Origin of the sequence: Methylobacterium thuringiense, assembly GCF_022179645.1 — a bacterium.
Classification (GTDB): Bacteria; Pseudomonadota; Alphaproteobacteria; order Rhizobiales; family Beijerinckiaceae; genus Methylobacterium; species Methylobacterium thuringiense.
The window spans coordinates 24,045-50,582 of sequence record NZ_BPRA01000008.1; the positions used below are offsets into that span (position 1 = coordinate 24,045).

The window sequence follows — 26,538 nt, forward strand, 5'->3', positions numbered from 1 at the left end:
GCCGTCGACATATCTGGGGCGGCCGCGATCATGCGGTCGCCGCCGGAGTCATGCCGCCCTGCCTCAAACGGTGCTGCGTCGTTGTACGACACGGGCCAGAAAGGCAGCACCGAGGGGCAAGAGGCTATCGTCGAAATCAAACCCGGCATTGTGCAGGCCGGGTCCCGGCGTTGCACCGAGCCAAGCATACGCACCGGGCACGATCCTCAGCATGTCGGCGAAATCCTCGCTGCCCATGCGTGGCGTGCAGTCCGAATCGACGTTGTCGGCCCCCAGGATTTCGGCGGCGATCTCGGCGGCGGCGGCGGCCTGTTCGGGGCTGTTGTCGAGCACCGTGAACACGTCGCGGATCTCGACCTCGACCCGCGCGCCGTGGGCGGCGGCGATGCCCTCCGCGATCTCCCTGATCCGCTGGCCCACCAGCTGCCGCAGGGCCGGATCGAAGGTCCGCGCCGTGCCAGCGATGTGGGCGCCCTGGGGGATCACGTTGTAGGCCGCGCCGGCATGGATCTGCGTGATCGAGACCACGGCGGATTTCAGCGGGTCGGCGTTGCGGCTGACGATCGACTGCATGGCCTGCGCGATGGCGGTGGCGACCACGATCGGGTCGACGCTCTCGTGCGGCTGGGCGGCGTGGGCGCCGCGGCCGGTGATGCGGATGTCGAAGAAATCCGCCGCCGCCATGGCCGGGCCGGGGCGCACCATCAGCCGGCCATGCGGCCCGTTCGGCTGGTTGTGGATCGCGAAGATCTCGTCCACCGGAAATTTTTCGAACAAGCCGTCGGCGATCATCGCCCGGGCGCCGCCGAGCCCCTCCTCGGCCGGCTGAAACACGAACACGGCAGTGCCGTCGAAATCCCGGGTCTCGGCGAGGTAGCGGGCCGCGCCGAGCAGCATGGTGGTGTGCCCGTCATGGCCGCAGGCGTGCATTTTTCCGGAGTTCGTCGAGCGGTAGGGGAGGTTGGTCTCTTCGGTGATCGGCAGTGCGTCCATGTCGGCGCGCAGCCCGATCCGGCGCTTGCCCGGCCGCCCTTCGAGAACCCCGACGACGCCGGTCTTGCCGATTCCGCGATGCACCGCGACGCCGAAGGCCTCGAGCTGCTCGGCGACGATGCCGGAGGTGCGGACCTCCTCGAAGCCGAGTTCGGGATGCGCGTGCAGATCCCGCCGGATCGCCGTCAGTTCGTCGGCATACCCCTGGATGCGGTCGATCGGGCTCATCGTGATCACTCCTCTCTCGGGTTGGCTGCAATCCCACCCACACCCTCATCCTGAGGTGCTGCGAAGCGGCCTCGAAGGAGGGCTCCAGCCGGCCGCACGATCCCTGGAGCCCTCCTTCGAGGCCCGCGCGCGCGGGCACCTCAGGATGAGGGCGCGGGTGGGACGACGACGAACGGCACCGCTCCGGATCAGCTCTCCTGCCGGAACGGCGTCATCGTCGCGTACTCGTCCATCGCCGCCTGCACGTAGCCGCGCTCGCGCTCAAGATAGCCGGCGACGGCGCGGCGCAGGCTCGGTTCGGCGATGTCGTGGGCCGAGTGCATCGCCACGGGGCGGTAGCCGCGGGCGAGCTTGTGCTCGCCCTGGGCCCCGGCCTCGACGCGCTTCAGCCCATGGGCCAGGGCGAACTCGATCGCCTGATAATAGCAGACCTCGAAATGCAGGAAGGGATGGTCCTCGACGCAACCCCAGTTGCGCCCGTAGAGCGCGACGTCGCCGATGAAGTTGATCGCGCCTGCGATCCAGCGGCCCTCGCGCTGGGCCATCACCAGCAGGATGCGCTCGGGCATGCGCTCGCCGATCAGCCGGAAGAACTTCTTGTTGAGGTAGGGCCGGCCCCATTTGCGGGCGCCGGTGTCGACGTAGAATTCGTAGAACGCATCCCAATGCGCCTCGGTGATCTCAGGCCCGGTGACGTGTTCGATGGTGATGCCGTTGCTCAGCGCCTCGCGCCGCTCGCGCTTGATCGCCTTGCGTTTGCGCGAGGCCAGATCGCCCAGGAAGGCGTCGAAATCCGAATACCCCCGGTTCTCCCAGTGGAATTGCTGGTCGATCCGCTGCAGCAGCCCCAGCGCCCCGGCCTGGTCCCATTCCCGCTCGCGCATGAAGGTGACGTGGATCGACGAGGCCTCGGTCTCGGCCCGCAGCGCCCGCAATCCCGCGACGATGGCCGAGGCCGCCGCGTCCGGCGCCTCCCCCGGCGCGATCAGGAAGCGCGGCCCGGTCACCGGCGTGAACGGCACGCTCACCTGCAGCTTCGGGTAATAGGCCCCTCCGGCCCGCTCGATGGCCTCGGCCCAGCCCTGGTCGAACACGTATTCGCCCTGGCTGTGAGATTTCAGATAGCAGGGCGCCGCCCCGACGAGCTTTCCCGCCCGCTCGACGGTGACGTGCAGCGGCAGCCACCCGGTCTTTCGCGAGACGCAGCCCGATTCCTCGAGCGCTGAGAGGAAGGCGTGGGACGCGAACGGATTAAAGGTCTCGTCGCCGGCCGAGAGCGTCTCGGGCGAGGTCGCGCAGGCGTCCCACGCGGCCGCCGGGATCCGGGCAAGACCCGGTACGGCGCGCACATGAAGCTCTGCCGCCGGCGCGTCGTCCTGGGTCCGGGAGGCTGTCTCCATCGCGGGAAAGATAGCCGCGTTGGGGGCGGGGGCAAGGCGGGTGGGGGTGGTGTCGCATCACAGGATGTTCGGAAAAGACTCAGACGGAAATTCGATTGCGTCCAACTGATCGTTCTCGATCCGACCCGATCATGGAAGCCTTAGTCGCGCTCCCCCGAGCACTCGTTCAATGGGCAGCAGAAAATCGCGGTCCCTCAATAGGCAATCTCGTCAAAAGTGATGCCAATCGCCCACTTCTGAAGCCTCTGCGAACGCTCGATCCTCCCGTCTGAAGGCAGCGAATACGGTTAAATAGTCAGTATCCCGTAAAATATTCAAATTTTTGGCGGTCAAAATTCGCCAATTTAAATACTGTAGAATCTATTTTTATATTGCGCCCACATCTAATCATCATAAATCAATAAATATTCATCTCATCGGGCGTATCATGCTCATCTTCGATTTCATCGAAATCAAAAAAATCATCGAACTCTTCTGTATCTTCGTCCTGAATCGCCTCTCGCAATCGCATTAAACGCATATTCTCTTCTCGTAATCTACGAAGAGTTGTTGAGATAGAGGCATAGCCCTTTCTGAGATCTAAAAACTGCACGCGCCTAGTACGCAGAAACTTGAAGTATGCATCCCCTACGATAAATCCATCATCTACTTCTGGAATAAATCCTTGAGTAACGGCCTCATACGCATAAAGCCACATAGGGCTACGCAAGCCCTCCACATTCAAGGATCGATCCCATAAGCCACGATCGACAACTCCTTTTACGAAGCCTCGACTGGCAAGACATACGACTAGAAGCGCGACAAATGCATTCTCTATCACAAACAACACAGCAAGCCGCTCGCTCGAAAGCGTTAGCTCAAGGCGAATAGCTAAAAACAGAAGCCATATGATCTCGCCAGTACGATTAGCGCGTGCGAGGACGGGTATTCGACTTTCTATGAACTCTGTTATTATATCAACTCGAACATCACTGTGGGCTACCTGCCGCAATAAGCATACCTCAACAAGGAGAGATATAAGACTAGGATTGCGACGATAAGCGTTAATTAAGCTGAACTGGAGCGCACTCCAGTCATCGACGTTAACCAGAGCGGAACGAGCATGCTGGAGGCCAAACTTCTCCACATTGATATCTGCGTGAGCAAGGCAGGTGCGGCCGAGTAGATAAAGAAAATGCTGCAGCTCTCCTATTTCAACCTTGTGACCCGGCGGCGACTGCTTTGGAAGATATGCGCGAGCGGCCTGCTGCCAACCCGTACTCTGACGATGAGATGTAAGATAGATCGACGATTAATCGCTATTTAACTCCAACTCAAAAGTGGCGGCCGATTGCCGCACAGCCGCCAACAACTCTTCACCACTAGCGCCATTTGGACTACTAAGTGTGTAATCGTCGATGTATCGGGATGCGTCGCGAGCTCCGATCTGCAATTTTTGTTGGAGGTGTGCATCCATCGCCGATGCTACCACTTCGGCAATCAGCCGCGATGTGTCTGGGCCGACCGGAAGACCTAATGTCTGACCGTCTTGAGCATTGCGGCACAATAGATCGATTAGGTTTCCATAGTGCTCCAAACCGCGGTTTTGCTTGGCGAATTCCTTGCCGTGGATCGCCCAAGGAATGGCGTGGGTATAGATTGAGTGAAAAAAGGCTCGGACGTCCGCCGCAACATATTCCTCGCGTCACGATGAAAGATTGATGCGAAAGTCGTCCCTGAGTTCAATACTCGGACGCATCAGCGCTCGTGAGCCTGCCCAGTCAAACACAGGCGGCGAAAGAGTAAACTTCGATTTACGAGCCTTGCGTCGCAGGTCGATGTAGTTTTCGGCCCAAGCCCGAGCTAGCAGCAAGTGAGCTACAGGGTTTGGCACTCCATGCCGGCGATCTTGCTTCCCGAAGCGCGGGAAGTAAAACCAAGTCGGCTCAGACTTGAAATAGTAATAGTTAGGCTTTTTCTGTATTAGCGGCAGTTTGTCGATCCCAGAAATAATCGATTTTCGATACCTAGCTAAATTTTCAGAGACAAAACACGGCGGAAGCTCTGGCGCAAAGTATCCGTGGGAAACTAATCGCTTCACGCGCTCTGATTTATTCTTGGCGCTCATTCCTACAATGCTTTCCGGCAGCGTGCTATCGTGACCTGTAAACGTGATTTAACGCTATTTTTGCCGGAACAACGGCGCTACTGATCAAAGAAAACAATCGAGCTAGCTCGTTCGACGGTTGAAATATACGCATTCGCAAGGACTTGCAAACAGCTATTGAGCTGATTTTCATGCCTATTCCGCTTTCCATCCAAATTTCGATCGCCAGCATAACCCTCCTGCGGCACCCCGTTCCCGCCTACAACACCCCATGCTATTGGCGGTCAGCTGGCGAACCGCCAAGCCCGTTTCGGGCCTAGCGCGTTCGCACCAATCGAATTTTGAATACAAACGGGCGCGCTGACACCATGAAGGACATCCTCGAAAAGCTCGAAGAGCGGCGCGATGCCGCCCGTCTCGGTGGTGGCACGAAGCGCATCGAAGCTCAGCACAACCGTGGAAAACTCACGGCGCGCGAGCGCATCGAACTCCTGCTCGACCACGGGTCGTTCGAGGAATTCGACATGTTCGTGCAGCACCGCTCCACCGATTTCGGCATGGAGAAGCAGAAGATCCCCGGCGACGGCGTCATCACCGGCTGGGGCACGGTGAACGGCCGCACCGTCTTCCTGTTCTCGAAGGATTTTACGGTGTTCGGCGGCTCCCTGTCGGAGACGCACGCGCAAAAGATCATCAAGGTCCAGGACATGGCCCTGAAGATGCGCGCCCCGATCATCGGCATCTTCGATGCCGGCGGCGCGCGCATCCAGGAGGGCGTCGCGGCGCTCGGCGGCTACGGCGAGGTGTTCCGGCGCAACGTCGCTGCCTCGGGCGTGATCCCGCAGATCTCGGTGATCATGGGGCCGTGCGCGGGCGGCGACGTCTACTCGCCGGCCATGACCGACTTCATCTTCATGGTGCGCGACACGAGCTACATGTTCGTCACAGGCCCGGACGTGGTGAAGACCGTCACCAACGAGGTCGTGACCGCGGAGGAGCTCGGCGGCGCCAAGGTCCACACCACGAAGTCCTCGATCGCCGACGGCTCGTTCGAGAACGACGTCGAGGCGCTGCTGCAGATCCGCCGCCTGATCGACTTCCTGCCGGCCAACAACATCGACGGCGTGCCGGAGATCGAGAGCTTCGACGACGTCAACCGGCTCGACAAGGGCCTCGACACGCTGATCCCGGACAACCCGAACAAGCCCTACGACATGGGCGAGCTGATCCGGCGCATCGTCGACGAAGAGGATTTCTTCGAGATCCAGGCGACCTACGCCCGCAACATCATCACCGGCTTCGGGCGCATCGAGGGCCGCACGGTGGGCTTCGTCGCAAACCAACCGCTGGTGCTGGCCGGCGTGCTCGACTCGGACGCCTCCCGCAAGGCGGCGCGCTTCGTGCGCTTCTGCAACGCCTTCTCGGTGCCGATCGTGACCTTCGTGGACGTGCCGGGCTTCCTGCCAGGGACGGCGCAGGAATATGGCGGCCTGATCAAGCACGGCGCCAAGCTGCTGTTCGCCTACAGCCAAGCGACCGTGCCCCTCGTCACCATCATCACGCGAAAAGCCTTCGGCGGCGCCTACGACGTGATGGCGTCGAAGCACGTCGGCGCGGACCTGAACTACGCCTGGCCGACGGCACAGATCGCGGTGATGGGCGCCAAGGGCGCGGTCGAGATCATCTATCGCGCGGAGGCGGGCGACAAGGACAAGATCGCCGAGCGCACGGCGGAATACGAGAAGCACTTCCTCTCGCCGTTCGTGGCTGCCGAGCGCGGCTACATCGACGAGGTGATCATGCCCCACTCCACCCGCAAGCGCATCGCCCGCGCGCTGGGCATGCTCCGCTCCAAGGAGATGGAGCAGCCCTGGAAGAAGCACGACAACATCCCGCTTTGAGCGGTGGAGCCGGGGGGCTATTCCTCCCCCGGTGCCCGATGGGCGGCAACGCACAATCTCACGGCCTCGTCGAGTTCGAGGTCGCGGGGGTCGCCGATGTTCACGGTCTCCTCCAGGCACTTGATGAAGTAGTCGCGGTTCAGCCCCGGCGCGAGGCTGGAGAACGACTTGCCCAGGCGGGTCGCGAGGTCGATCCGGTCCTGGCTGGAGGCGCGGCGATAGGTGCTGAGCTTGTCGGTCACCGTCAGCCGCGCCTCGGCAATGCCGACGGCGCCGAAAACAAAGAATAAGATAAGAGTAAGCTTTTTCAGCACGATCGGCCCCATTCCACCCGTCTATGAAGCTTATCATAGACTGCGCCGCGGATGCCGACAGTATTTTCCCATCCCGACATGCCGCGAAGCGGCATCGGGGGTCGGACAGGCTTAACTCCGGTCGGCCTGCTCGATCGCGGCGCACATGGTCAGCGCGCCCTTGTCGGATTTCGAGAATGAGCAGGTGACGAGCACGCCGCCCGCGGGCACGTTGCTGTGGCGGCGGGTCTCGGCGTCGGCGCGGGCCTTGCGGGCTGCCTCTTTGAGCAGGTCGGCCGCGACGCCGGTGACCGCATGGCCGGCCTTGCCGAAAATCTCGAAGAAGTCGTCCGGCGCCGCCTCGCCCTTGACTTGCGCGCCGACGGAGGAGGGGTAGCTGCCGCCGCAGGAGAGTGACAGCGTCATGTCCGTCCCGGCCTTGAAGCGTACGAAGTCGTCGATGCGCTCGCCGATCTCGGCCTTGGTCTCCGTCACGACCTTGTCGGCCAGATCGCCGCAGGAATCGGCCGCGGCCGGCCCTGCGAAGGCAGGGAGGGCGACAAGGGCAACGAAAAGCGGACGATTGCGAAAGATGCTCATCCGGAAAGTCTAGGGCGCGCGGCAGCCGAGGGCGAGCGCGGCGTGGCGCCGCCGGGCCTCAGCCGACATCGCCGGAGCGGCCCGCCTTCAGTGCCGGCGTGCCGGAGAGGAGCCTGCGCTTCAGCCGCGTCACGGCCTCGCGCTGCAACTCGCTCGGGCTCGAATGCGCGCCGGCCACCTTGCTCAGCATCTCGATCAGCTGCGTCCGCTCGGGGCCGGTCAGGGATTCGCGCAGCAGCGGCAGCAGCTCGTCCGCGACCAGGGAGAACGGGCGCCGGGCCTGGGTGTAGCCCCAGGCGCGCTCGAAGGTGGCCGAGATGGCCTCGACGGCGAGCGAGTGCTCCATCAGCTCCAGGATCTGCGTCTTCTCGGCGGCGGTGACGGGGCTGCCGGTGCGCACGATCTGGATCATCAGGATCGTGGCGGCGAGCCGGACGTCGCGCACCCGGCCGAGCTGCGTCCCGAAGATGTCGTGCAGGACGGACCGCGCCCGCCCCTGCAGGCCCTTGGTGTCCCGGTCGACCTCGCGCAGCGCCCGGACAGTGCCGTGGACCCTCAGGACCCAGAACAGGATCCCGCCCAGTACGGCGGCCAGGAGCATGAGGGCGGGCATCGGTCGGGCTCCGAGTTGCGACTCGACAGCGTTGCGGTTTCGTCGGGATCAACCATTGCCTTAAGGGCGGATCAAGGGTGACGCAGCGCTCAAGCTGTGCGCGGCGACCCGAGTTCGATCAGCACGATCTCGGGCGGCACCCCGAAGCGGACGCCGACATTGCTGACGCCGAGCCCGCCGGAGATGATGAGGTGGCGCCGGCCCTCGACCACGTGGCCGTAGATGTAGCGCGGGTCGTGGTAGCCGGCGACGAACGGCGAGTGGCCGAAGACCCGGACCTGCCCGCCATGGGTGTGGCCGGACAGCGTCAGGGCGAACCGGTCGGGGATCTCCGGAAAGATCTCGGGCTCGTGCGCCATCAGGATCGCCGGGGCATCGTCGGTGATCTTCGCGAGCGTGCCGGGGATGTCGGCGAGGCTGCGCAGGTCGCGCCGGACCTTGAAGGGCTGCTGGTCGGCGAGTCCCGCGAGCCAGAACGGCTTGCCGTCCTTCAGGAGGCGGATGGCATCGTTCTCCATCACCGGGATGCCGCGCGCCTCCAGCACCCGACGTGCCTCGACCGGCCCCTTGCGGGCGTCGAGGGCGTCGGTGTCGTCCCACCAATCGTGGTTGCCGAGGACGGCGTGGACGCCGAGGGGCGCGCGGAGGCCCTCGGCCACGCGGGCGAAATCGGGCAGCGCGACGCGCGTCCAAGTCACCCGCCGGCCCGCCGGATAATCGCCGAGCAGCAGGATCAGGTCGGGCTTCAGCGCGTTCGTCGCCGCGACGATCTCCGCGACCCGGTCGAGGGGCATGTACGGCTCGCCGACATGGATGTCGGCGATCGCCGCGATGCGCAGCGAGAGCCCGGGCGTCCAGCCCGGCAGCACGGGAGCATAGGACGTCACCGCCAGCCGGAAGCGCGGCTCGATGGCGAAGGCGTAGGTGCCGGTGGACCCCGCGGCGAGGGCGCTCGCGCCGAGCCCGGTCAGCACCTGCCGGCGGCTCGGCAGGATCAGCATGCCCAATCCGCCGAGCCGCCAAGGGCAGCGCTCAAATGAACGGCTCGTCCTCGTAGACGATCCGCGACGTGCGCTGGGCCGCGACCTTGGCGCGGACGGCCTGGGCGGCGGCGCTGCCGATGTGGACGGCGGCGGCCAAAGCGGGCAGCGCTACGGGGCGAAAGCTCTCGCGGCCCCGGCTGTCGTCCGTACCGCGCGAGCCCGACTGGCCGACGGCATCCTGGCTCCGATTGGAGGCGTACATCGTTCCTGGGTCCTGTCCCGTGTTGTCCGGGCCGTTGATCGGCCTTCGCGTGCAGATGTCGCCAGTGACCGCGACGAGGGTTGGGCATCATTGCGGCCCGACATGGGCATCGTCGAGACCGGGAGAATACTATGCTGGTCCTTTCCATGAACGTAACCTTAAGGTTTCTCCGAAGCCCACGCTTTGAGCATGGCGTTCTTTCGGGCAGTCTTGCTGCAGTGCGGCAATAGAGTGGAGCGGCCGATCTCGGGCCATCGCCGTCGCGGCGGCGACGCAACCGCGATCGGCGCCGTTGCTTTCGGGTCGCCCGTGGCTATAGTCCGCGCGCTTTTCGACAGGCCCGAACCCAATCCATCACCCGGATACGCCGCGGTGCGGGCCGTCGCACCATCAGGAGTTTCCGTGCTGATCACCCCCGCCTTCGCGCAAGGAGCCGGCGCCGCCTCCAGCGGCAGCGAGATCGCCCTGCAGCTGGTGCCCTTCGCCCTGATCTTCGTGATCATGTACTTCCTGATCCTGCGGCCGCAGCAGCGCCGGCTCAAGGATCACCAGTCCATGGTGAAGGCCCTGCGCCGCGAGGACACCATCGTCACCACGGGCGGACTCGTCGGCCGCGTCACCAAGGTGACCGACGACGCCGCGGAGGTCGAAGTCGAGATCGCCCCGAACGTCCGCGTGAAGATCGTGCGCACCATGATCTCCGAGGTCCGGGTCAAGGGCGCCCCGGTCAAGGCAGCCTGAGGCGGCGCGGCGGGAGGGGGGTCTCGAGCCCTTCATCCCTGACAAGAAGAAGAGTCGGAACCGGCGGATGCTGCGCTTTTCGAAGTCCAAGATCATCGGGACGCTCGCCGTCATCCTCGTGGGGCTCAGCCTCGCGATCCCGAGCTTCTTCTCCCCCGAGCAGCGCAAGGGCTTCATGGCCGCGCTGCCGAGCTTCGTGCCGCACTGGATCATCCCCCAGCGCGCGATCGTACTCGGCCTCGACCTGCAGGGCGGCTCGCAGCTGCTGCTGGAGGTCGACCAGAACGAGCTGACCGGCTCGATGGTGAAGGGCCTGCGCGACGACGTGCGCCGGGCGCTGCAGCAGGAGCAGGTCCGCGCCGACGGCGGCATCCAGACGCTGAAGCGCGGCGTCCAGGTCCGCATCGCCGACGCGGCCGGCCGCGCCAAGATCATGCCGAAGCTGCGCGAGCTCTCGCAGCCGATCCAGAGCATCGCCTCGGCCGGCACCGGCACCCTCGACGTGAACGAGCAGCCCGACGGCCTGATCTCGCTTACCTTCACCGATGCCGGCATCATCGATCGCACCCGCCGGGCCGTGAGCCAGGGCATCGAGGTCATCCGCCGCCGCCTCGACTCGACGGGCACGCTCGAACCCTCGATCCAGCAGCAGGGCGCCGACCGCATCCTGGTGCAGGTCCCAGGCGAGCAGAACCCGGAGCGCCTCGAAAAGCTCCTCGGGTCCACTGCCAAGCTCGAATTCCGCATGCTGGCGGACAGCCCTTCGGGCGACGTCGACATGCTGCCGTCCAAGGACGAGAAGGGCGCCAAGGTCCCCGTCGAGCGCCGCGTCATGGCCGATGGCGGCGAGCTGACCGACGCGCAGCCCGCCTTCGACACCCAGACGCACGAGCCGATGGTGAGCTTCAAGTTCAACTTGCGCGGCGCCCAGCGCTTCGGTCAGGCCACCTCGGAGAATGTCGGCCGCCGCATGGCGATCGTGCTCGACAACGAGGTGGTCTCGGCACCCGTGATCCGCACCGCGATCACCGGCGGCTCGGGCCAGATCACCGGCAACTTCACCGTACAGCAGGCGAACGACCTCTCCGTACTTCTGCGCGCCGGCGCGCTGCCCGCGAAGTTCACCGTGGTCGAGCGCCGCGTCGTCGGCCCCGGCCTCGGCAAGGACTCGATCGAGGCCGGCAAGCACGCCACGCTGTTCGCCGCGATCTTCGTCGTGATCTTCATGTTCGCGACCTACGGCACCTTCGGCTTCTTCGCGAACATCGCGCTCGCCGTCCACGTCGGCCTGATCCTCGGCCTGATGTCGGTGCTGGAGGCGACGATGACGCTGCCCGGCATCGCCGGCATCGTGCTCACCATTGGGACAGCGGTCGATTCGAACGTGCTGATCTACGAGCGCATGCGCGAAGAGCAGCGGGCCGGGCGTTCGCTCGTCTCGGCCCTGCAGGCCGGCTTCGACAAGGCCTTCGCCACCATCATCGATTCGAACTCCACCATGGCGATCGCCGCGCTGATCCTGTTCTTCATGGGCTCCGGCCCGGTGAAGGGTTTTGCGGTCGTGTTCATCCTCGGCATCCTCACAACCGTGATCACGGCGGTGACGCTCACCCGGATGATGATCGCGCTGTGGTACAAATACGCGCGGCCCAAAACCTTGCCGTTCTAGAAGACCTTGCCGTTCTGGAAGACCCGGCCGTTCCGAAGGCATCGCCCTTCCGGAAGGCCCGCTGAAGTCGCAAAGAATCCACGGGACGGCGCGCCGTCCCGACACGCACGCTGCACCGAGACAGACCATGCGCCTGCTCCGACTCTGGCCCGATGAATCGCATTTCGACTTCATGCGATTCCGCCGGCTGACCTTTCCGCTCTCGGCCGTGCTGTCGATCGCGACCGTCGTGCTGTTCCTCACGGTCGGCCTGAACTTCGGCATCGATTTCAAGGGCGGCACGCTCGTCGAGCTGCAGGCCAAATCCGGCGAGGCGAACGTCGCCGAGATCCGTCACACCGCCAACGGCTTCGGCTTCGGCGAGGCCGAGGTTCAGGAGCTCAGCGGGCAGGGCAACGTGCTCGTACGGCTCCCGCTCCAGGCCGGCGAGCAGGGTCAGACCGCCGTGATGCAGAAGGCGCACGCCGCCTTCGACGCGGGTTACGATTTCCGCCGAACCGAGACCGTCGGCCCCCGCGTCTCGGGCGAGCTGGTGCAATCGGGCACGATCGGCGTCGTCCTCTCCGTCGTCGCGGTGCTGCTCTACCTCTGGTTCCGGTTCGAGCGCGAGCTGGCGCTCGGCGCCATCGTCGGCACCCTGCACGACATCGTGCTGACGGTGGGCATCTTCATCATCACCCGCATCGAGTTCAACATGACCTCGATCGCGGCGATCCTGACCATCGTCGGCTACTCGCTGAACGAGACCGTCGTGGTGTTCGACCGGACCCGCGAGCTGATGCGCCGCTACAAGACGATCCCGACCGTCGAGTTGCTGAACCTCTCGATCAACTCGACCATGTCGCGCACCGTGATGACCTCGATCTCATCCTCGCTGGCGTTGCTCTCGCTGGTGCTGTTCGGCGGCGAGGCGATCCATGGCTTCGCGACCGTGATGCTGGCGGGCGTAGTGATCTGCACCTATTCCGCGATCTTCGTCTCGACGCCCGCGCTGATCTATATCGGCCTGATGCTGTCGGGCGTGAAATCCGCCCAGCGCGAGAGCGGCCTACCGCAGGCCGCCGAGTAGGAGCGGCATGGACGGGCGCCAGCACGATACGATTCCATCGGGTTTCGTTCCCGGCCGCTACGGCATCGACGCCTACGGCAACGGCGGCTTCCGCTTCGCCGACATGTCGCATCGCGGTTCGGTGCTGATGCTGCCCTCCGGAATCCGGGCCTGGGCCGCGACGGAGGCGACAGGCATCGATCTCGCCGGGCTCCGGCCGGTGATCGCCGAGAGCGAGCGCATCGAACTCCTGCTCGTCGGCACCGGGCTCGACATCGTGCCGCTACCGGAGGCGCTCCGCCGCCGCCTCAAGGACAGCGGCATCGGCCTCGACGTGATGCAGACGGGCGCCGCCGCGCGGACCTACAACATTCTGCTGGCCGAGAACCGCAAGGTCGCCGCCGCGTTGATTGCGGTCGCATGACGAGGACCGCGTGACCAAAACCGAGACCAGCGTCGCCGTCCCCGACGAAGGTCTCGCCTTCGCCTTCCGTCATTGCGAGCAGCTGGTCCGCGAGGGTGACCCCGACCGCTACTTCGCCACCTTGTTCGCACCCGCCGCCTTCCGGCCCCATCTCTTCGCCCTCGGCGCTTTCAGCCTCACCGTCGCTCGCGTGCGCGACGCGGCGTCGAACCCCATGGCCGGCGAGATCCGCCTGCAATGGTGGCGCGACGCCCTCCAGGGCGAGGCGAGGGGGGACGTGAAGGCCAATCCCGTCGCGGCCGCCCTCGACGACGCCATCGTCAAGCGCCGGCTCGGCCGGCAGCCCTTCGTCGACCTGATCGATGCGCGGGTGTTCGATCTCTACGACGACCCGATGCCCCGGGTGAACGATCTCGAAGGCTATTGCGGCGAGACCGCCTCCGCCCTGATCCGCCTCGGCGGCCTCGTCCTCGCCGACGGCGCCGAGCCGGGAGGCGCGGCCGCCGCAGGCCATGCCGGCGTCGCCTACGGCGTCACCGGGCTGCTGCGGGCGCTGCCCTGGCACGCCCGCAACGGACAGGTCTACCTGCCGGCGGACCTGCTGCGCGAGAACGGCGTCACCCGCGAGGACATCGTATCGGGCCGCGGCGGCCCCGGGCTCGTGCGGGCCTGCGCCGAACTGCGCGCGCTCGCCCGCCGCCACCTCAAGGCCTGCGAATCGGCCCGCGCCACCATCGCGCCCGCCGCCCGGCCGGCCTTCCTGCCGGTCGCCCTCGTCGAGGGTTATCTCTCGGCCATGGAGCGGGCGAGTTACGACCCGCTCAACACGACGATCGAGATGCCGCGCTGGCGCAGGCTCTGGCGGCTTTGGCGGGCGGCCAAGAGAGGGTGACGCCGAGGCGCTTCGCCCGGCGACGCGACGCGCAGGCGCAACACCCTCTGAATACATCATTAAGCGTCGTTGAGCGGCTTCCCGCGCTCTGCTAGCGATACTCCCAGGCCGGCTACAAGACCGCGCCGTCGGAGGAGCACGGCCCCATGCAAACCTGGAATCAGGTCTACGATCCCTTCGGGAATGCGTGGCTTTCGACGCTGGCCGCCTCGCTGCCGGTGATCGCGCTGCTCGGCATGATCGCCAGCGGCAAGGTCAAGGCGCATATCGCGGCCGTGCTCTCGCTGCTGCTGGCGCTTGCCGTGGCGGTGTTCCTGTTCGGCATGCCCGGCGATCTCGCCTGGCGCGCCGCCGTGCTCGGCATGGTCACCGGCTTCTTCCCGATCGGCTGGATCATCCTCAACGTGATCTTCCTCTACCGGCTGACGGTGGAGAAGGGCTGGTTCGGCGTCCTCCAACAATCGGTGGCCGGCATCACGGCCGACCGGCGTATCCAGCTCCTGCTGGTGGCCTTCGCTTTCGGCGCCTTCTTCGAGGGCGCGGGCGGGTTCGGCACCCCGGTGGCGGTGACGGGCGCGATCCTGATCGGCCTCGGCTTCTCGCCGCTCGCGGCCTCGGGACTGTCGCTCATCGCCAACACCGCACCGGTGGCCTACGGCGCCCTCGGCGCTCCGATCCAGGGCCTCGCCTCGGTCACCAACTACGACCCCTACGTGCTCGGCGCGATGATCGGCCGGCAGCTGCCGTTCTTCTCGCTGATCGTACCGTTCTGGCTGATCTGGGTGTTCGCGGGCTTCCGCGGCATGATCAGGATCTGGCCGCCGATCCTGGTCTGCGGCGCCTCCTTCGCCACCGCGCAGTTCCTGATCTCGAACTACGTGAACCCCTGGATCGTCGACATCGGCGCCTCGCTCGTCTCGATGGCGGCGCTGGTGCTGTTCCTGAAGGTCTGGCAGCCCGCCGAGATCTGGACCTCCCCGGCGCTCCGCGGCAACGACCCTTCCGTCGGCTACGTCAACGGCGGCCGCGCGGCCGCCGCCGGCACCCCCGGCGAGTTTCCTCGTTCCACCGCGCCCGAGCGCACCGCGACCTCCAGCGAGATCGCCTGGAGCTGGGTGCCGTGGATCATCCTCTCGGTGGTCGTGGCGATCTGGGGCACGAAGTTCTTCAAGGACATCGTCGATCCGATCTTCATCTGGAACTACGAAGTGCCCGGCCTTCACAAGATGATCATGAAGGTTCCGCCCGTCGAAGCCGCGCCGAAGGCGGAACCGGCCATCTTCAAGTTCAGCTACATGTCCTACACGGGCACCGGCGTGCTCATCGCCGCGATCCTCTCCGGCTTCATCATGCGCTTCTCGCCCAAGCGCCTGGTCACCGCCTACGTCGAGACGATCTGGGTGCTGCGCTATTCGCTCATCACCATCGCAGCGATGCTCGCGCTGGGCGTGCTCACCCGCTACGCCGGCGTCGACGCCACGCTCGGACTTGCCTTCGCCGGAACCGGCATCCTCTACCCGTTCTTCGGCACGCTGCTCGGCTGGCTCGGCGTCGCGCTGACCGGGTCGGACACGGCCTCGAACGTGCTTTTCGGCGGCTTGCAGCGGATCACCTCGGAACAGCTCGGGCTCTCAGGGATCCTGATGGCCTCGGCGAACTCGTCCGGCGGCGTAATGGGCAAGATGATCGACGCCCAGTCGATCGTCGTCGCCTCGACCGCCACCGGCTATTTCGGCCAGGAGGGCAAGATCCTGCGCTTCGTGTTCTGGCACTCGATCGCCCTGGCCTGCCTCGTCGGCTGCCTCGTGATGCTCCAGGCCTATGTCTATCCGTTCACCGAGATGGTGATCCACCCGCCGACCATGGCGGCTCCGGCGCACTGACCGGCTGCCATGGCGGAAACGCAGGCCGTCCCGGATGATCCGGGGCGGCCTTTTCGTCTGTCCCATCATCGGGCCTCGCGCCCGTCCCTTTCCCCGCGCTCCGGCGCCCCCATCTCGAGACCATGGGCATTCTCACTCGCATCAGGCGCGGCACCCGCTGGGAACGCCTCGCCCTGCCGGCGATCGACACCGATCGCCTGCGCATCGCACCGCTGCACGCGGACATGGCCGAGGAGGTCCGCCGCCTGACCGACGATCCGGCGATCACCGGCGCGGTCGACTTCCTGCCCGAACGCGTCGGGATCGAGGATGCCCGCGGGCTGATCCGCGCGGCCGACACCGGCCGCGACGTCTTCCTCGGCCTGCACGAGCGCGAGGACCGCAGCCTGGTCGGCATCGTCGGCGCGCATCTGCGGGCGCTGGAGGCGATCGAGATCGGCTACTGGATCGGCGGGTCGGCCCGCGGTCGCGGCTACGGCGCGGAGGGCGTCGGCGCCGTGGTGCGGGCGCTGGCCGGGGCCTATCCCCGCCGCGCGGTCGTCGCCGAATGCCGGCCGGAGAACGTCGCCTCCTGGAACATGCTGCACGGCCTCGGCTTCCGCCCCACCGGCGACGGCGGCCAGCGGCCGGGCCGCAAGCTCATGGTGTGGGACGTGAGGGATGCGCCGCAGGGCCATTCGGCCGGATCGGGCGGCACCGCAAGACCGGACGGCGCACGAGCGCGATAACCACCGTCGCGATTACTCCGCAGCGCTCGGCAAAACCTCCCCCGACATCCAAGCCGCCAGATCCGCCCGCGCCCGATCGGTCAGCGCGCGCTTCTTCAGCGCCGCCTTCTCCGGTCCGCGCAGGCGCTTGCCGGTCTCGTTGCGCGGTATCCGGTCGAGCGGCGTGAACAGCCCGAAATTCACGTTCATCGGCTGGAACGACCGCGGCTTGCCGGCTTCTTCCTCGGCCGCAAGGTGCCCCCCGGTGATGTGGGCGATGAGGGAGCCGAGCGCCGTGGTCTGCGGCAGCGGCGCCAACGTACGGCCCTCGCGCTCGGCCACGGCATAGCGCCCGGCCATCAGGCCGATCGCAGCGCTCTCGACATAGCCCTCGCAGCCGGTGATCTGCCCGGCGAAGCGCAGGCGCGGCTCGGCCTTCAGGCGCAGAGTCGCGTCGAGGAGGCGCGGGCTGTCGAGATAGGTGTTGCGGTGGAGCCCGCCGAGGCGGGCGAACTCGGCGTTCTCCAAGCCCGGAATCGTGCGGAAGACGCGCACCTGCTCGGCATGCTTCAGCTTCGTCTGGAAGCCCACCATGTTGAACAGCGTGCCGAGTGCGTTGTCCTGGCGCAGCTGGACGATGGCGCAGGCCTTCACCGTCGGATCGTGCGGGTTGGTCAGCCCCACCGGCTTCATCGGGCCGTGGCGCAGGGTCTCGGGTCCGCGCTCGGCCATGACCTCGATCGGCAGGCAACCGTCGAAATAGGGGGTCGAGGCCTCCCACTCCTTGAAGCTGGTCTTCTCGCCGGCGATCAGCGCCTGGATGAAGGCGTCGTACTGCTCCCGGTCCATCGGGCAGTTGAGGTAGTCGGCCCCGGTGCCGCCCGGCCCGGCCTTGTCGTAGCGCGACTGGAACCACGCCTTGCCCATGTCGATCGAGTCGCGATGCACGATCGGCGCGATGGCGTCGAAGAAGGCGAGGGATTCCGCGCCGGTCAGCCCGGCGATGGCCTCGGCCAGCGCCGGAGAGGTGAGGGGACCGGTGGCGACGATCACCTGATCCCAATCGGCCGGCGGCAGGCCGTCGATCTCTTCGCGACAGACCGTGACGTTGGGGTGCGCTTCGAGCGCGGCGGTGACGGCGGCGGCGAAGCCGTCGCGGTCGACGGCGAGCGCACCGCCGGCCGGCACCTGATGCGCGTCGGCCGCCCGCAGGATCAGCGAACCGAGGCTGCGCATCTCTTGGTGCAGCAGGCCGACGGCGTTGCCGTTGGCGTCGTCGGAGCGGAAGGAATTCGAGCAGACGAGCTCGGCCAGATCCTGCGAATGATGCGCATCGGTGCGGCGCACGGGCCGCATTTCGTGCAGCACGGCGCGGTGGCCGACCTCGGCGATCTGCCAAGCGGCTTCGGAGCCTGCGAGGCCGCCGCCGATGATATGAATGGGGTTCGATCCGGTCATGCGCCGGAATAGCGGATCGCGCCCCGGAGGATCAACGCCTCGCGGTTCGGTCGGCCGCACGGACGCCCGCAATGTCCCTTCAAAACCGCAAAGAAATCAGTGCAGCTTGGGCCGCACGAGGTAGCGCTCGCGGTCGCCCGACATCACGGAGAGCGCGATGTCGGTGCCGTCCCGCCGCACGCTCAGCGGCACGCGCGCTCCCGCCTCGCCGAGCGCCCAGACCTGCCGCAGGAAACCGGCAAGGTCGGCGACGGGCTCACCGGCCACGGCCGAGAGGATGTCGCCGGGGCGAAGGTCCGCGGCCTGGGCCGGGCCGTCGTCGGCCAGCCCCATCACCACGACGCCGTCCTCGGTCTCGGTAGCGTAGAGGCCGAGCCAGGGCCGGGGCGGTCCGCTGGTGCGCCCCTGCAGGCGCAGCTCGTCGAGAATCGGCGGCAACAGGTCGATCGGCACGACCATGTTGATCGCCTGCGCCTTGCCCGAGCCGCCCTGCTGCAACTGCAGCGACCCGATGCCGAGGAGGTCGCCGTCCGGGCCGATCAGCGCCGTGCCGCCCCAATGCGGATGGGCAGGCGACGTGAACAGCGCCTCGTCCAGCAGGTATTCCCAGTAGCCGGCGAATTCCTGGCGCGCGACGAGTTCGACCGCGACGCTGTGCCCGCGTCCGCCCGCACCGGCGACCACGGCCTTGTCGCCGACCTTCAGCGCCTCCGAATGACCGATCTTGAGGGCCGGCAGGTCGAGCCGGCCGAGGGCCTGCACCAGACCGAAACCGGTGGCCGCATCGTAGCCGACGACATGCGCCGGCAGCGAGCGGCCGTCATGGGTGGTGAGCCAGACGGATTCAGCCTCCGTGATCAGGTAGCCGACGGTGAGCACCAGCCCGTCTTCGCCGATGACCACACCGTTGCCGGCCCGCTCGGTGCCGAGCGTCTCGGCCGTGAAGGCCTCGGACGGTATGCGGCTCGACAGGGACACGACCGAGGCGAGGGCCCGGTCGAGGTCGTAGCTGTAATCGGCGGGCTTGGGCTGCACGGAGGCGGGAATCCTGGAAGCGCCGCGGACGGCCATGGGGAACGGACCTGGGCCTCCCTCCGGTGAGGTCGGCAGATAGCTTAGAGAGAATAGGGTCGGGAGGCCGGTTCCGACACCCGCCCCGTCACGATCCGGTCGCCGAACCGTCCCGGTTCGTTCGCACCGTCGCCCCGTGGCGCGCTGCCGCGGTCTCGGGTAAAGATGTTTCCAACGTTCCGCTTAGCGAACGGCAGGGCAGGATCCGGCACACGCCATGTCACGCGACGAACAGGTGAAGACCCTTGCGTGACGATCCGACATTGCAGCGGCTCCTGCGCGAGATTGCCGCCGGGGACCAATCCGCACTCCGGGCGCTGTATGATCTCACCGCTCCGAAACTATTCGGCATCGTCCTCCGTATCCAACGCGACAGGAGCTTAGCCGAGGACGTGCTTCAGGACGTCTACCTGAAGGTCTGGCAGGCGGCAGGCTCCTATGCCCCGGAGAACGGACGGCCGCTGCCGTGGCTCTGTGCCATCGCACGCAACCGCGCGATCGACGGTGTCCGGCGCAAGAGTGAGGTACAGGGTCCCGTGCACGAGGACGGCGAGGATTGGTTGGAGCGGCTGGCCGACCCTCGCTCCAGCGAAGGGGCGCTGCTCGACCGCGACGCATTGCGGGTCTGCCTCGGCCGCCTCGACGCGACCCAGGCCGAGTGCGTGATGCTGGCCTATTGCGAGGGCTGGTCGCGCGAGGAGTTGGCGCGCCGCCACGACAAGCCGGTCAACACCATCAAGACCTGGCTGCATCGCACGCTCGCCTCCCTCAAGGGCTGCCTGGAGGGCGCCCGATGAGCGCCGGCCCGTTCGATACCGACCGCGACTTTCGTGCTGCCGAGTACGTGATCGGCACCCTGCCCGCCGATGAGCGCGCGGTGGTGGAAGCCGAGATCCGGACGGACCCGGTCACAGAGGCCTACGTGCGAGACTGGGAGCGCCGGCTCGCGCCGCTGAGCCTCGCCGTCCCGGAGGAGAACCCGCCGCCGCGCCTCTGGGGCGCGATCGTCCAGGCCTTGCCGGGACCGTCGGCGATCGCAAGGCCGGCCAACGACAACCGCATCGCCGCGTTGTCGGGCCAGGTCCGGCGCTGGCGCTTGGCCTCGGCCGGCGCCGGGCTGATCGCGGCCGGGCTCGCTCTGTTCGTCGCGGTGGGGCCGCGCATGCCGGCGCCCGATTCCGCCGGCCGCTACGTCGCCGTCGTCACCAGTGCCGGCGACCTGCCGGCGCTGATCGTCAGCGTCGACACGAGCACCGGCACGGCGCAGGTGCGCCCGGTGGCCGCGAAGGCGCCGGACGGCCGCAGCCTCGAGCTCTGGTTCATCGGCGCGGACAAGACCCCGAAGACGCTCGGCCTCGTCGGCACGGGCGCGAGCCGGATCGCGCTCCCGGCCGGCGCCGGCAGCGACGGCCTCATCGCGGTTTCGGTCGAGCCGCAGGGTGGCTCCCCCACCGGCCAGCCGACCGGGCAGGTCGTCTATACCGGCAAGTTGATCCGCGACTGATTTCTTCGCCGAGCGGTCGGACCTGTTGCGAAGCCCCTTCACGGGCGCCTGTAGCAGCGAAGCTTCGCGGCGCTTGTGCTGCGCCCTGGTATCAGGGTTCGCCGTCGCTTTAGCCGTCCTGGGACGAGTTCCCAGGCATCCGACCAAATCCGCAAAAGGAAACCCCGGCTCTCGCGAGCCGGGGCGGTTTTCGTCGTGCTGCGATCCGGTTCGGATCAGGGCTGCAGGACGCCGTTGATGACGTGGATGACGCCGTTCGACTGCATCACGTTGGCGATGGTGACGGTGGCGGTGTTGCCCTTGGCGTCGGTCACGAAGACCTTCTTGCCCTTGGTCTGCACGGTGAGCGGCTCGCCCTGCACGGTCTTGATCGTGCCCTGTCCGCCGCCTTCCTTGGCCACCGCCGCCAGGTCCTTGGCGGTCAGGGTGCCGGGAACGACGTGATAGGTCAGGATCGCAGTGAGGGTGGCCTTGTTCTCGGGCTTCACCAGGGTCTCGACGGTGCCGGCCGGCAGCTTGGCGAAGGCGGCGTTGGTCGGTGCGAACACCGTGAACGGGCCGGGGCCGGACAGCGTGTCGACGAGGCCGGCGGCCTTCACGGCGGCGACGAGCGTGGTGTGATCCTTCGAGTTCACCGCGTTCTCGACGATGGTCTTCGAGGCGTACATCGGCGCGCCGCCGACCATCGGGTTCTTGGCGAAGGCGGCGACGGGCATGGCAGCGCCGAGGGCGAGCGAGAGTGCGATGGCGGCGATGCGCTGGGGTGCACGGATCATGGGTAGTCCTCCTGTTCGACGCCCGGTTGTCCGGGGTTCAGGCGTCGTTACGGGCGCAGGAGGCCTAAAGTTTCGCGCGATCCCATCGCGTCCGAGAAAATAGTCTTCGCCGCACCACCGGGGCCGGACTGCGCGCAAAGAAAAGCCGTCCGACCCCGAGGGATCGAACGGCTTGTCCTCGTTGCCGAGTCGGGACGCCCAGGGGGCGTCCCGGTTCGGATCAATACTTGCGGACGATCGGGGCCGGGGCCGGAGCCGGAGCCGGGCTGTACAGCGGGACGATGATGCGGACCCAGCCTTCGGTGTTCTCGATGTCGCGGCTGCGGCCGGTGGCATCGACGAAGCGGGCCTGGGTCACGACGTCGCGAGCGACGTAGGCCTGGGCGGTGAAGAGGCCGAAGTCGTAGCCAACGAGACCACCGAGGGCGAAGCGACCCTGGCGACCGACGATGCTGGCGGCGTTGCCGACGTTGACGGTGCCGTAGCCGATGGCGCCGAACTCGAACTTGGGCTTGCCTTCGTTGAAGAGGTCGAACTTCTTCGTGGCGGTCAGGTCGAGGTTCAGCGAGTCCGAGATCACGAACGGACCGCGGGTGTTGCCGAAGCCGGCGACGTTCGCTCCGTCAAAGCGGCCGGGCGAGTCGTAGAAGTTGCCGGTCAGGTTGGCGGTGAGGTTGTAGCCATCGCCGGTGTACGAAGCAGCGATGCCGGCGCGGTAGGTGTTGGAAGCGAGCTGCGAGAGCACCGGAGCGCCGACGAAGGCGCCGTTGTTCTGGACGAGGACGCCGCGATCGCCGTTCAGGTCGTTGAGGTAGACACCGCCGAGGACCGACACGCCGAAGTTGCCGCCGAGATCGAAGGCCCAGATGCCGCCGACGAAGGTGCCGACGCTGATCGAGAGATCCTTGATGCCGGTCGGGCCGCCGTTACGGCCGAAGGCGAAGACGGTCGGGGGAGCGACGAGGAGCTCGATGCGGCCGCCGAGCGGAACGAACGGGGTGGCCCAGACGAGGACCGGCACGTTGACGGCGACGTCGACCGGGCTGTTCACGACCGGCGCGTCGGGCGAACGGTAGACGAAGGTGTTCAGGGCGTAGACGCCCTCGGGGAGCGGCGCACCGGTGGCGAGACCGACCTGCTCACCGGGAACGGTGGTGGTCTGGGCCTGGGCGGCGGTAGCGGTCAGTCCGGCGGTGAGCGCGAGGGCTCCTGCAGCAAGCCAGTTCTTCATCATTTTCTCATTCCTTCCCAAGGATTTCAGGCGTCCGCCCCGTAGCCTTGAACACGACTTGGTCAGTACCTCGCTTTGCTTCGCGGGTTCTGTTCCGTCGCCTCAAGCGCCCCCTTACGGCCTCACCTCATGTCTCAACGATGGGAACTATTCTACACTCCGATCCGGAAGGACAGAGCTTTGCCGTTCCGCTGGGCAGTTGCAGATCCACCGTTGCCCAAAAGCCGCATTTTTGCCGCGGGGCAACAGAGCGTTTTGGCAGCTTTACTGCAGCGCAACAGACGCCTCGGAGGCCTGCGCTCGGCAAAATAGCGCATCGGGATCAAAGCTTTGCCGTAAGACACCGATACGGGTGCAACCGGCATCGAGGGAGGGACGGTTGCGCAAGCTGCCGTTTCCGCGGATCGGGCGCCCGCTCGGCCGGACACGTGGCCATGGCCACGAAACCGAGAATCGGGGCAACGCGACCGGCTCTCGCGAGGCTGTACCCGCAGAATCGGTTCGGCTGCCGCGACCGACTCCAGTCGAATCGCGCCGGCGCATCGAACTATTCGGCAGCCTGACGCCGTTTCGGGGTCGCGGCATCGCCAGCGGGCACCGGCCGAGCCGTCGCAGGCCGCCGCGCCAGAACATCGCGCAGGAATCGCCCGGTGTGACTCGCAGTCGATTTCGCGATCTGCTCCGGCGTGCCCTCGGCGACGACCATGCCGCCGCCGTCGCCACCCTCGGGACCCATGTCGATCACCCAGTCGGCGGTCTTGATGACCTCGAGGTTGTGCTCGATCACCACCACAGTGTTGCCCTGGTCGACCAGCTCGTGGAGCACTTCCATGAGCTTCGCCACGTCGTGGAAGTGCAGGCCGGTGGTGGGCTCGTCGAGGATGTAGAGCGTGCGGCCGGTGGCCCGCTTCGACAGCTCCTTCGAGAGCTTCACCCGCTGCGCCTCGCCGCCGGACAGCGTCGTCGCCTGCTGGCCGACATGGACGTAGTCGAGTCCGACGCGCTTCAGCGTCTCCATCTTTTCGCGAATGGTCGGGACGGCCTTGAACAGCTCGGCGGCTTCTTCGACCGTCATGTCGAGCACGTCGGCGATGGAGCGGCCGCGATACTTCACCTCCAGCGTCTCGCGGTCGTAGCGCTTGCCCTTGCAGACGTCGCAGGTGACGTAGACGTCCGGCAGGAAGTGCATCTCGATCTTGATGACGCCGTCGCCCGAGCAGGCCTCGCAGCGCCCGCCCTTCACGTTGAAGGAGAAGCGCCCCGGCTGGTAACCGCGCGCCTTGGCCTCGGGCAGCCCGGCGAACCAGTCGCGGATCGGCGTGAAGGCGCCGGTATAGGTGGCCGGGTTCGAGCGCGGTGTGCGTCCGATCGGCGACTGGTCGATGTCGATGACCTTGTCGAGATGCTCGAGGCCTTCGAGGCGGTCGAACGGCGTCGGGTGTTCAAGCGCCCCGTTCAGCTTCTTCGCGACGGCCTTGTACAGGGTGTCGATGACGAGGGTGGACTTGCCGCCGCCGGAGACGCCGGTGATGCAGGTGAAGGTGCCGAGTGGAATCGCGACGTCGACGTCCTTCAGATTGTTGCCGCGCGCGCCGAAGAGCTTGAGCGCGCCCTTCTTCGCCGTGCGCCGCGCCGTCGGCGTACGAACCGACATCTCGCCGGTCAGGTATTTCGCCGTGAGCGACGCCGGGTTCTTCAGGACCTCGGCGGGCGTGCCCTGCGCGATGATCTGGCCACCATGGATGCCGGCGCCGGGGCCGACATCGACCACGTAGTCCGCCTGCAGGATCGCGTCCTCGTCATGCTCGACGACGATCACCGAGTTGCCGAGGTCGCGCAGCCGCTTCAGCGTCCCGAGCAGCCGTTCGTTGTCGCGCTGGTGCAGGCCGATCGAGGGCTCGTCGAGCACGTAGAGCACACCAGTCAGGCCCGAGCCGATCTGGCTCGCGAGCCTGATGCGCTGGCTCTCGCCGCCGGACAGCGAGCCGGAGCCTCGCGCCAAAGTCAGGTATTCCAGCCCGACATCGACCAGGAAGGTCAGCCGGTCGCGGATCTCCTTGAGGATGCGGACGGCGATCTCGTTCTGCTTGGCCGTCAGCTTCTCGGAGATCTCGGAGAACCAGCGGTGCGCCTCGCGCACCGAAAGCCCGGTGACCTGACCGATGTCCTGCATGTCGATCTTGACCGCGAGCGCCTCCGGCTTCAGCCGCTTGCCGTCGCAGGCCTCGCAGGGCGTGGCGCTCATGTAGCGGCCGATCTCCTCGCGGGACGCGTCGCTCTCGGTCTCCTTATAGCGCCGCTCCAGGTTCGGGATGACGCCCTCGAAGGGCTTGTTGACCGAGTAGGAGCGCAGCCCGTCGTTATAGGCGAAGCGCACCGATTCCTTGGCCGTGCCGTAGAGGATCGCGATCCGCGCCTCCGTCGGCAGCGCGGCCCAGGGCACGGTCGTCTTGAACTCGAAGTGCTTGGCCAGCGCCTCGAGCGTCTGCTCGTAATAGGGCGAGGTCGACTTCGCCCAGGGCGCGACCGCGCCGCGCTTCAGGGTCAGCCCCTCGTCGGAGATCACGAGTTCCGGATCGATCCGCATCTCGTGTCCGATGCCGCCGCAGGTCGGGCAGGCTCCGAACGGGTTGTTGAAGGAGAAGAGCCGGGGCTCGATCTCGGGGATGGTGAAGCCCGAGACGGGGCAAGCGAACCGCGACGAGAACGTTATTTTCTTGGGGGTTTCGCCTTCGGCGGTCTCCGCGAATTCGATGTCCGCGATACCGTCGGCGAGTTCGAGGGCCGTCTCGAAGGAATCGGCCAGACGCGCCTTGATGTCGTCGCGCACCACGATGCGGTCGACCACAACGTCGATGTCGTGCTTGAGCTTCTTGTCGAGCTTCGGCGCGTCGTCGATCGGGTAGTACTCGCCGTCGATGCGCAGGCGCTGGAAGCCCTTCTTCTGGTACTCGGCGATCTCTTTCCGGTACTCGCCTTTCCGGCCTCGCACGACGGGGGCGAGCAGGTAGAGCCGGGTCTTCTCCGGCAGCTCCAGCACCCGGTCGACCATCTGGCTGACGGTCTGGCTCTCGATCGGCAGGCCGGTGGCCGGCGAGTAGGGGATGCCGACGCGCGCCCAGAGCAGGCGCATGTAGTCGTAGATCTCGGTGACGGTACCGACCGTCGAACGCGGGTTCTTCGAGGTGGTCTTCTGTTCGATGGAGATCGCCGGAGAGAGCCCGTCGATCTGGTCGACGTCGGGCTTCGACATCATCTCGAGGAACTGGCGGGCATAGGCCGAGAGCGACTCGACGTAGCGGCGCTGGCCCTCGGCGTAGATCGTGTCGAAGGCGAGCGACGACTTGCCCGAACCCGAGAGCCCCGTGAACACCACGAGACGGTCGCGCGGAATCGTCAGGTCGACGTTCTTGAGATTGTGCTCCCGCGCGCCGCGCACGGAGATGACGCGGGTATCGCGGGCGGCCGGGCCGGCCTGATCGAAGAACCTGTCGAGCTCGGTATCGGACTTCTCGACCGGCTTCGACGGTGCCTTCGCCAAAGCTTTACCCGCAGGCTTGGCCACAGCCTTGCCGGCGGATTTGGGCGCCGACGTCTTGGCTGGCTTGGCGGCTTGTGTGGCTCTGGCCATGCAGGGCTCAGTCTCGCGAGAGGTCGTGACGGCATGCGGACGCTCGAAACGCCGCGCGAAACCCATGTCGTGTCCCGCCGGGACTGGACAAGACCGTTCGGCGTTTCCCTAGCGCCTGGAACGAAAAGAGTACACCGCCGGCCA

Annotated in this window: 24 protein-coding genes; 10 read left to right on the top strand and 14 right to left on the bottom strand. The window is 66.4% G+C overall.

Features of this window, described 5'->3' with window-relative positions:
- Positions 1-63: 63 nt before the first annotated feature.
- The 4 genes from MFF07_RS08960 to MFF07_RS08975 all read right to left on the bottom strand — a co-directional run bounded on the left by MFF07_RS08960 (position 64) and on the right by MFF07_RS08975 (position 4,728).
- Positions 64-1,221, bottom strand: coding sequence for a M20 aminoacylase family protein (locus MFF07_RS08960; protein WP_147817528.1), 1,158 nt, complete (start codon positions 1,219-1,221; stop codon positions 64-66).
- Between the two features lie 188 nt (positions 1,222-1,409).
- On the bottom strand, positions 1,410-2,621 hold the full coding sequence (locus MFF07_RS08965; protein WP_147817529.1) for a GNAT family N-acetyltransferase: 1,212 nt from the start codon (positions 2,619-2,621) through the stop codon (positions 1,410-1,412).
- Between the two features lie 397 nt (positions 2,622-3,018).
- Positions 3,019-3,747, bottom strand: coding sequence for a hypothetical protein (locus tag MFF07_RS08970; RefSeq protein WP_238231647.1), 729 nt, complete (start codon positions 3,745-3,747; stop codon positions 3,019-3,021).
- Between the two features lie 558 nt (positions 3,748-4,305).
- Positions 4,306-4,728, bottom strand: coding sequence for a hypothetical protein (locus MFF07_RS08975; RefSeq protein ID WP_238231648.1), 423 nt, complete (start codon positions 4,726-4,728; stop codon positions 4,306-4,308).
- Between the two features lie 347 nt (positions 4,729-5,075).
- On the opposite strand from MFF07_RS08975, the gene MFF07_RS08980 reads away from it, so the two are divergent.
- Positions 5,076-6,608, top strand: coding sequence for an acyl-CoA carboxylase subunit beta (locus MFF07_RS08980; RefSeq protein ID WP_147817531.1), 1,533 nt, complete (start codon positions 5,076-5,078; stop codon positions 6,606-6,608).
- Positions 6,609-6,625: 17 nt separating this feature from the next.
- On the opposite strand, the gene MFF07_RS08985 is transcribed toward MFF07_RS08980, so the two are convergent.
- From MFF07_RS08985 to MFF07_RS09005, 5 genes are all read right to left on the bottom strand, one after another.
- On the bottom strand, positions 6,626-6,934 hold the full coding sequence (locus MFF07_RS08985) for a hypothetical protein (protein ID WP_238231650.1): 309 nt from the start codon (positions 6,932-6,934) through the stop codon (positions 6,626-6,628).
- A gap of 99 nt (positions 6,935-7,033) precedes the next feature.
- Positions 7,034-7,501 (bottom strand): ABC transporter ATPase, encoded by a 468-nt coding sequence (locus MFF07_RS08990; protein WP_147817532.1) that lies wholly within the window; start codon positions 7,499-7,501, stop codon positions 7,034-7,036.
- A 58-nt stretch (positions 7,502-7,559) separates the two neighbouring features.
- Positions 7,560-8,114 carry a TerB family tellurite resistance protein gene (locus MFF07_RS08995; protein ID WP_238231652.1) on the bottom strand — a complete coding sequence of 185 codons (555 nt, stop codon included), beginning with the start codon at positions 8,112-8,114 and terminating at the stop codon, positions 7,560-7,562.
- Positions 8,115-8,203: 89 nt separating this feature from the next.
- Positions 8,204-9,115, bottom strand: coding sequence for a metallophosphoesterase (locus MFF07_RS09000; RefSeq protein WP_147817533.1), 912 nt, complete (start codon positions 9,113-9,115; stop codon positions 8,204-8,206).
- Positions 9,116-9,146: 31 nt separating this feature from the next.
- A complete protein-coding gene (locus tag MFF07_RS09005) occupies positions 9,147-9,359 on the bottom strand; it encodes a hypothetical protein (protein ID WP_147817534.1) in 213 nt (70 codons plus the stop codon).
- 405 nt (positions 9,360-9,764) lie between these two features.
- Between MFF07_RS09005 and yajC the strand changes: the two genes are divergently transcribed.
- The 7 genes from yajC (at position 9,765) to MFF07_RS09040 (ending at position 16,744) form a co-directional block, all read left to right on the top strand.
- The gene (gene yajC / locus MFF07_RS09010) at positions 9,765-10,100 is read left to right on the top strand and encodes a preprotein translocase subunit YajC (RefSeq protein ID WP_147817553.1); all 336 of its coding nucleotides are present in this window, start codon (positions 9,765-9,767) and stop codon (positions 10,098-10,100) included.
- Between the two features lie 67 nt (positions 10,101-10,167).
- Entirely contained in the window at positions 10,168-11,769 is a 1,602-nt protein-coding gene (gene secD, locus MFF07_RS09015) for a protein translocase subunit SecD (RefSeq protein WP_147817535.1), read from the top strand.
- 127 nt (positions 11,770-11,896) lie between these two features.
- Complete coding sequence (gene secF / locus MFF07_RS09020; RefSeq protein ID WP_147817536.1) at positions 11,897-12,838, top strand: protein translocase subunit SecF; 942 nt, start codon at positions 11,897-11,899, stop codon at positions 12,836-12,838.
- A gap of 7 nt (positions 12,839-12,845) precedes the next feature.
- Complete coding sequence (locus MFF07_RS09025) at positions 12,846-13,241, top strand: Mth938-like domain-containing protein (protein WP_147817537.1); 396 nt, start codon at positions 12,846-12,848, stop codon at positions 13,239-13,241.
- A 10-nt stretch (positions 13,242-13,251) separates the two neighbouring features.
- The gene (locus tag MFF07_RS09030) at positions 13,252-14,133 is read left to right on the top strand and encodes a phytoene/squalene synthase family protein (RefSeq protein ID WP_238231653.1); all 882 of its coding nucleotides are present in this window, start codon (positions 13,252-13,254) and stop codon (positions 14,131-14,133) included.
- A gap of 146 nt (positions 14,134-14,279) precedes the next feature.
- Positions 14,280-16,016, top strand: coding sequence for an L-lactate permease (locus MFF07_RS09035; RefSeq protein WP_238231655.1), 1,737 nt, complete (start codon positions 14,280-14,282; stop codon positions 16,014-16,016).
- A gap of 122 nt (positions 16,017-16,138) precedes the next feature.
- A complete protein-coding gene (locus MFF07_RS09040; protein WP_147817540.1) occupies positions 16,139-16,744 on the top strand; it encodes a GNAT family N-acetyltransferase in 606 nt (201 codons plus the stop codon).
- A gap of 12 nt (positions 16,745-16,756) precedes the next feature.
- Here MFF07_RS09040 and trmFO read toward each other — a convergent pair whose 3' ends face one another.
- Positions 16,757-18,181, bottom strand: coding sequence for a methylenetetrahydrofolate--tRNA-(uracil(54)-C(5))-methyltransferase (FADH(2)-oxidizing) TrmFO (gene trmFO / locus MFF07_RS09045; RefSeq protein WP_147817541.1), 1,425 nt, complete (start codon positions 18,179-18,181; stop codon positions 16,757-16,759).
- Positions 18,182-18,277: 96 nt separating this feature from the next.
- On the bottom strand, positions 18,278-19,252 hold the full coding sequence (locus MFF07_RS09050; protein WP_147817542.1) for a S1C family serine protease: 975 nt from the start codon (positions 19,250-19,252) through the stop codon (positions 18,278-18,280).
- Positions 19,253-19,497: 245 nt separating this feature from the next.
- Between MFF07_RS09050 and MFF07_RS09055 the strand changes: the two genes are divergently transcribed.
- Both MFF07_RS09055 and MFF07_RS09060 read left to right on the top strand, forming a co-directional pair.
- Entirely contained in the window at positions 19,498-20,049 is a 552-nt protein-coding gene (locus MFF07_RS09055) for a sigma-70 family RNA polymerase sigma factor (RefSeq protein ID WP_147817543.1), read from the top strand.
- Entirely contained in the window at positions 20,046-20,756 is a 711-nt protein-coding gene (locus tag MFF07_RS09060; protein ID WP_147817544.1) for an anti-sigma factor, read from the top strand. The genes MFF07_RS09055 and MFF07_RS09060 overlap by 4 nt, the downstream gene beginning before the upstream one ends.
- A 215-nt stretch (positions 20,757-20,971) precedes the next feature.
- Here MFF07_RS09060 and MFF07_RS09065 read toward each other — a convergent pair whose 3' ends face one another.
- The 3 genes from MFF07_RS09065 to uvrA form a co-directional block, all read right to left on the bottom strand.
- The gene (locus tag MFF07_RS09065) at positions 20,972-21,532 is read right to left on the bottom strand and encodes a fasciclin domain-containing protein (RefSeq protein WP_147817545.1); all 561 of its coding nucleotides are present in this window, start codon (positions 21,530-21,532) and stop codon (positions 20,972-20,974) included.
- Positions 21,533-21,752: 220 nt separating this feature from the next.
- Positions 21,753-22,766 carry a transporter gene (locus MFF07_RS09070; RefSeq protein WP_147817546.1) on the bottom strand — a complete coding sequence of 338 codons (1,014 nt, stop codon included), beginning with the start codon at positions 22,764-22,766 and terminating at the stop codon, positions 21,753-21,755.
- 544 nt (positions 22,767-23,310) lie between these two features.
- Positions 23,311-26,394: an excinuclease ABC subunit UvrA gene (gene uvrA, locus MFF07_RS09075; RefSeq protein ID WP_147817547.1), complete on the bottom strand. Its 3,084-nt coding sequence runs from the start codon at positions 26,392-26,394 to the stop codon at positions 23,311-23,313.
- Positions 26,395-26,538 lie beyond the last annotated feature (144 nt).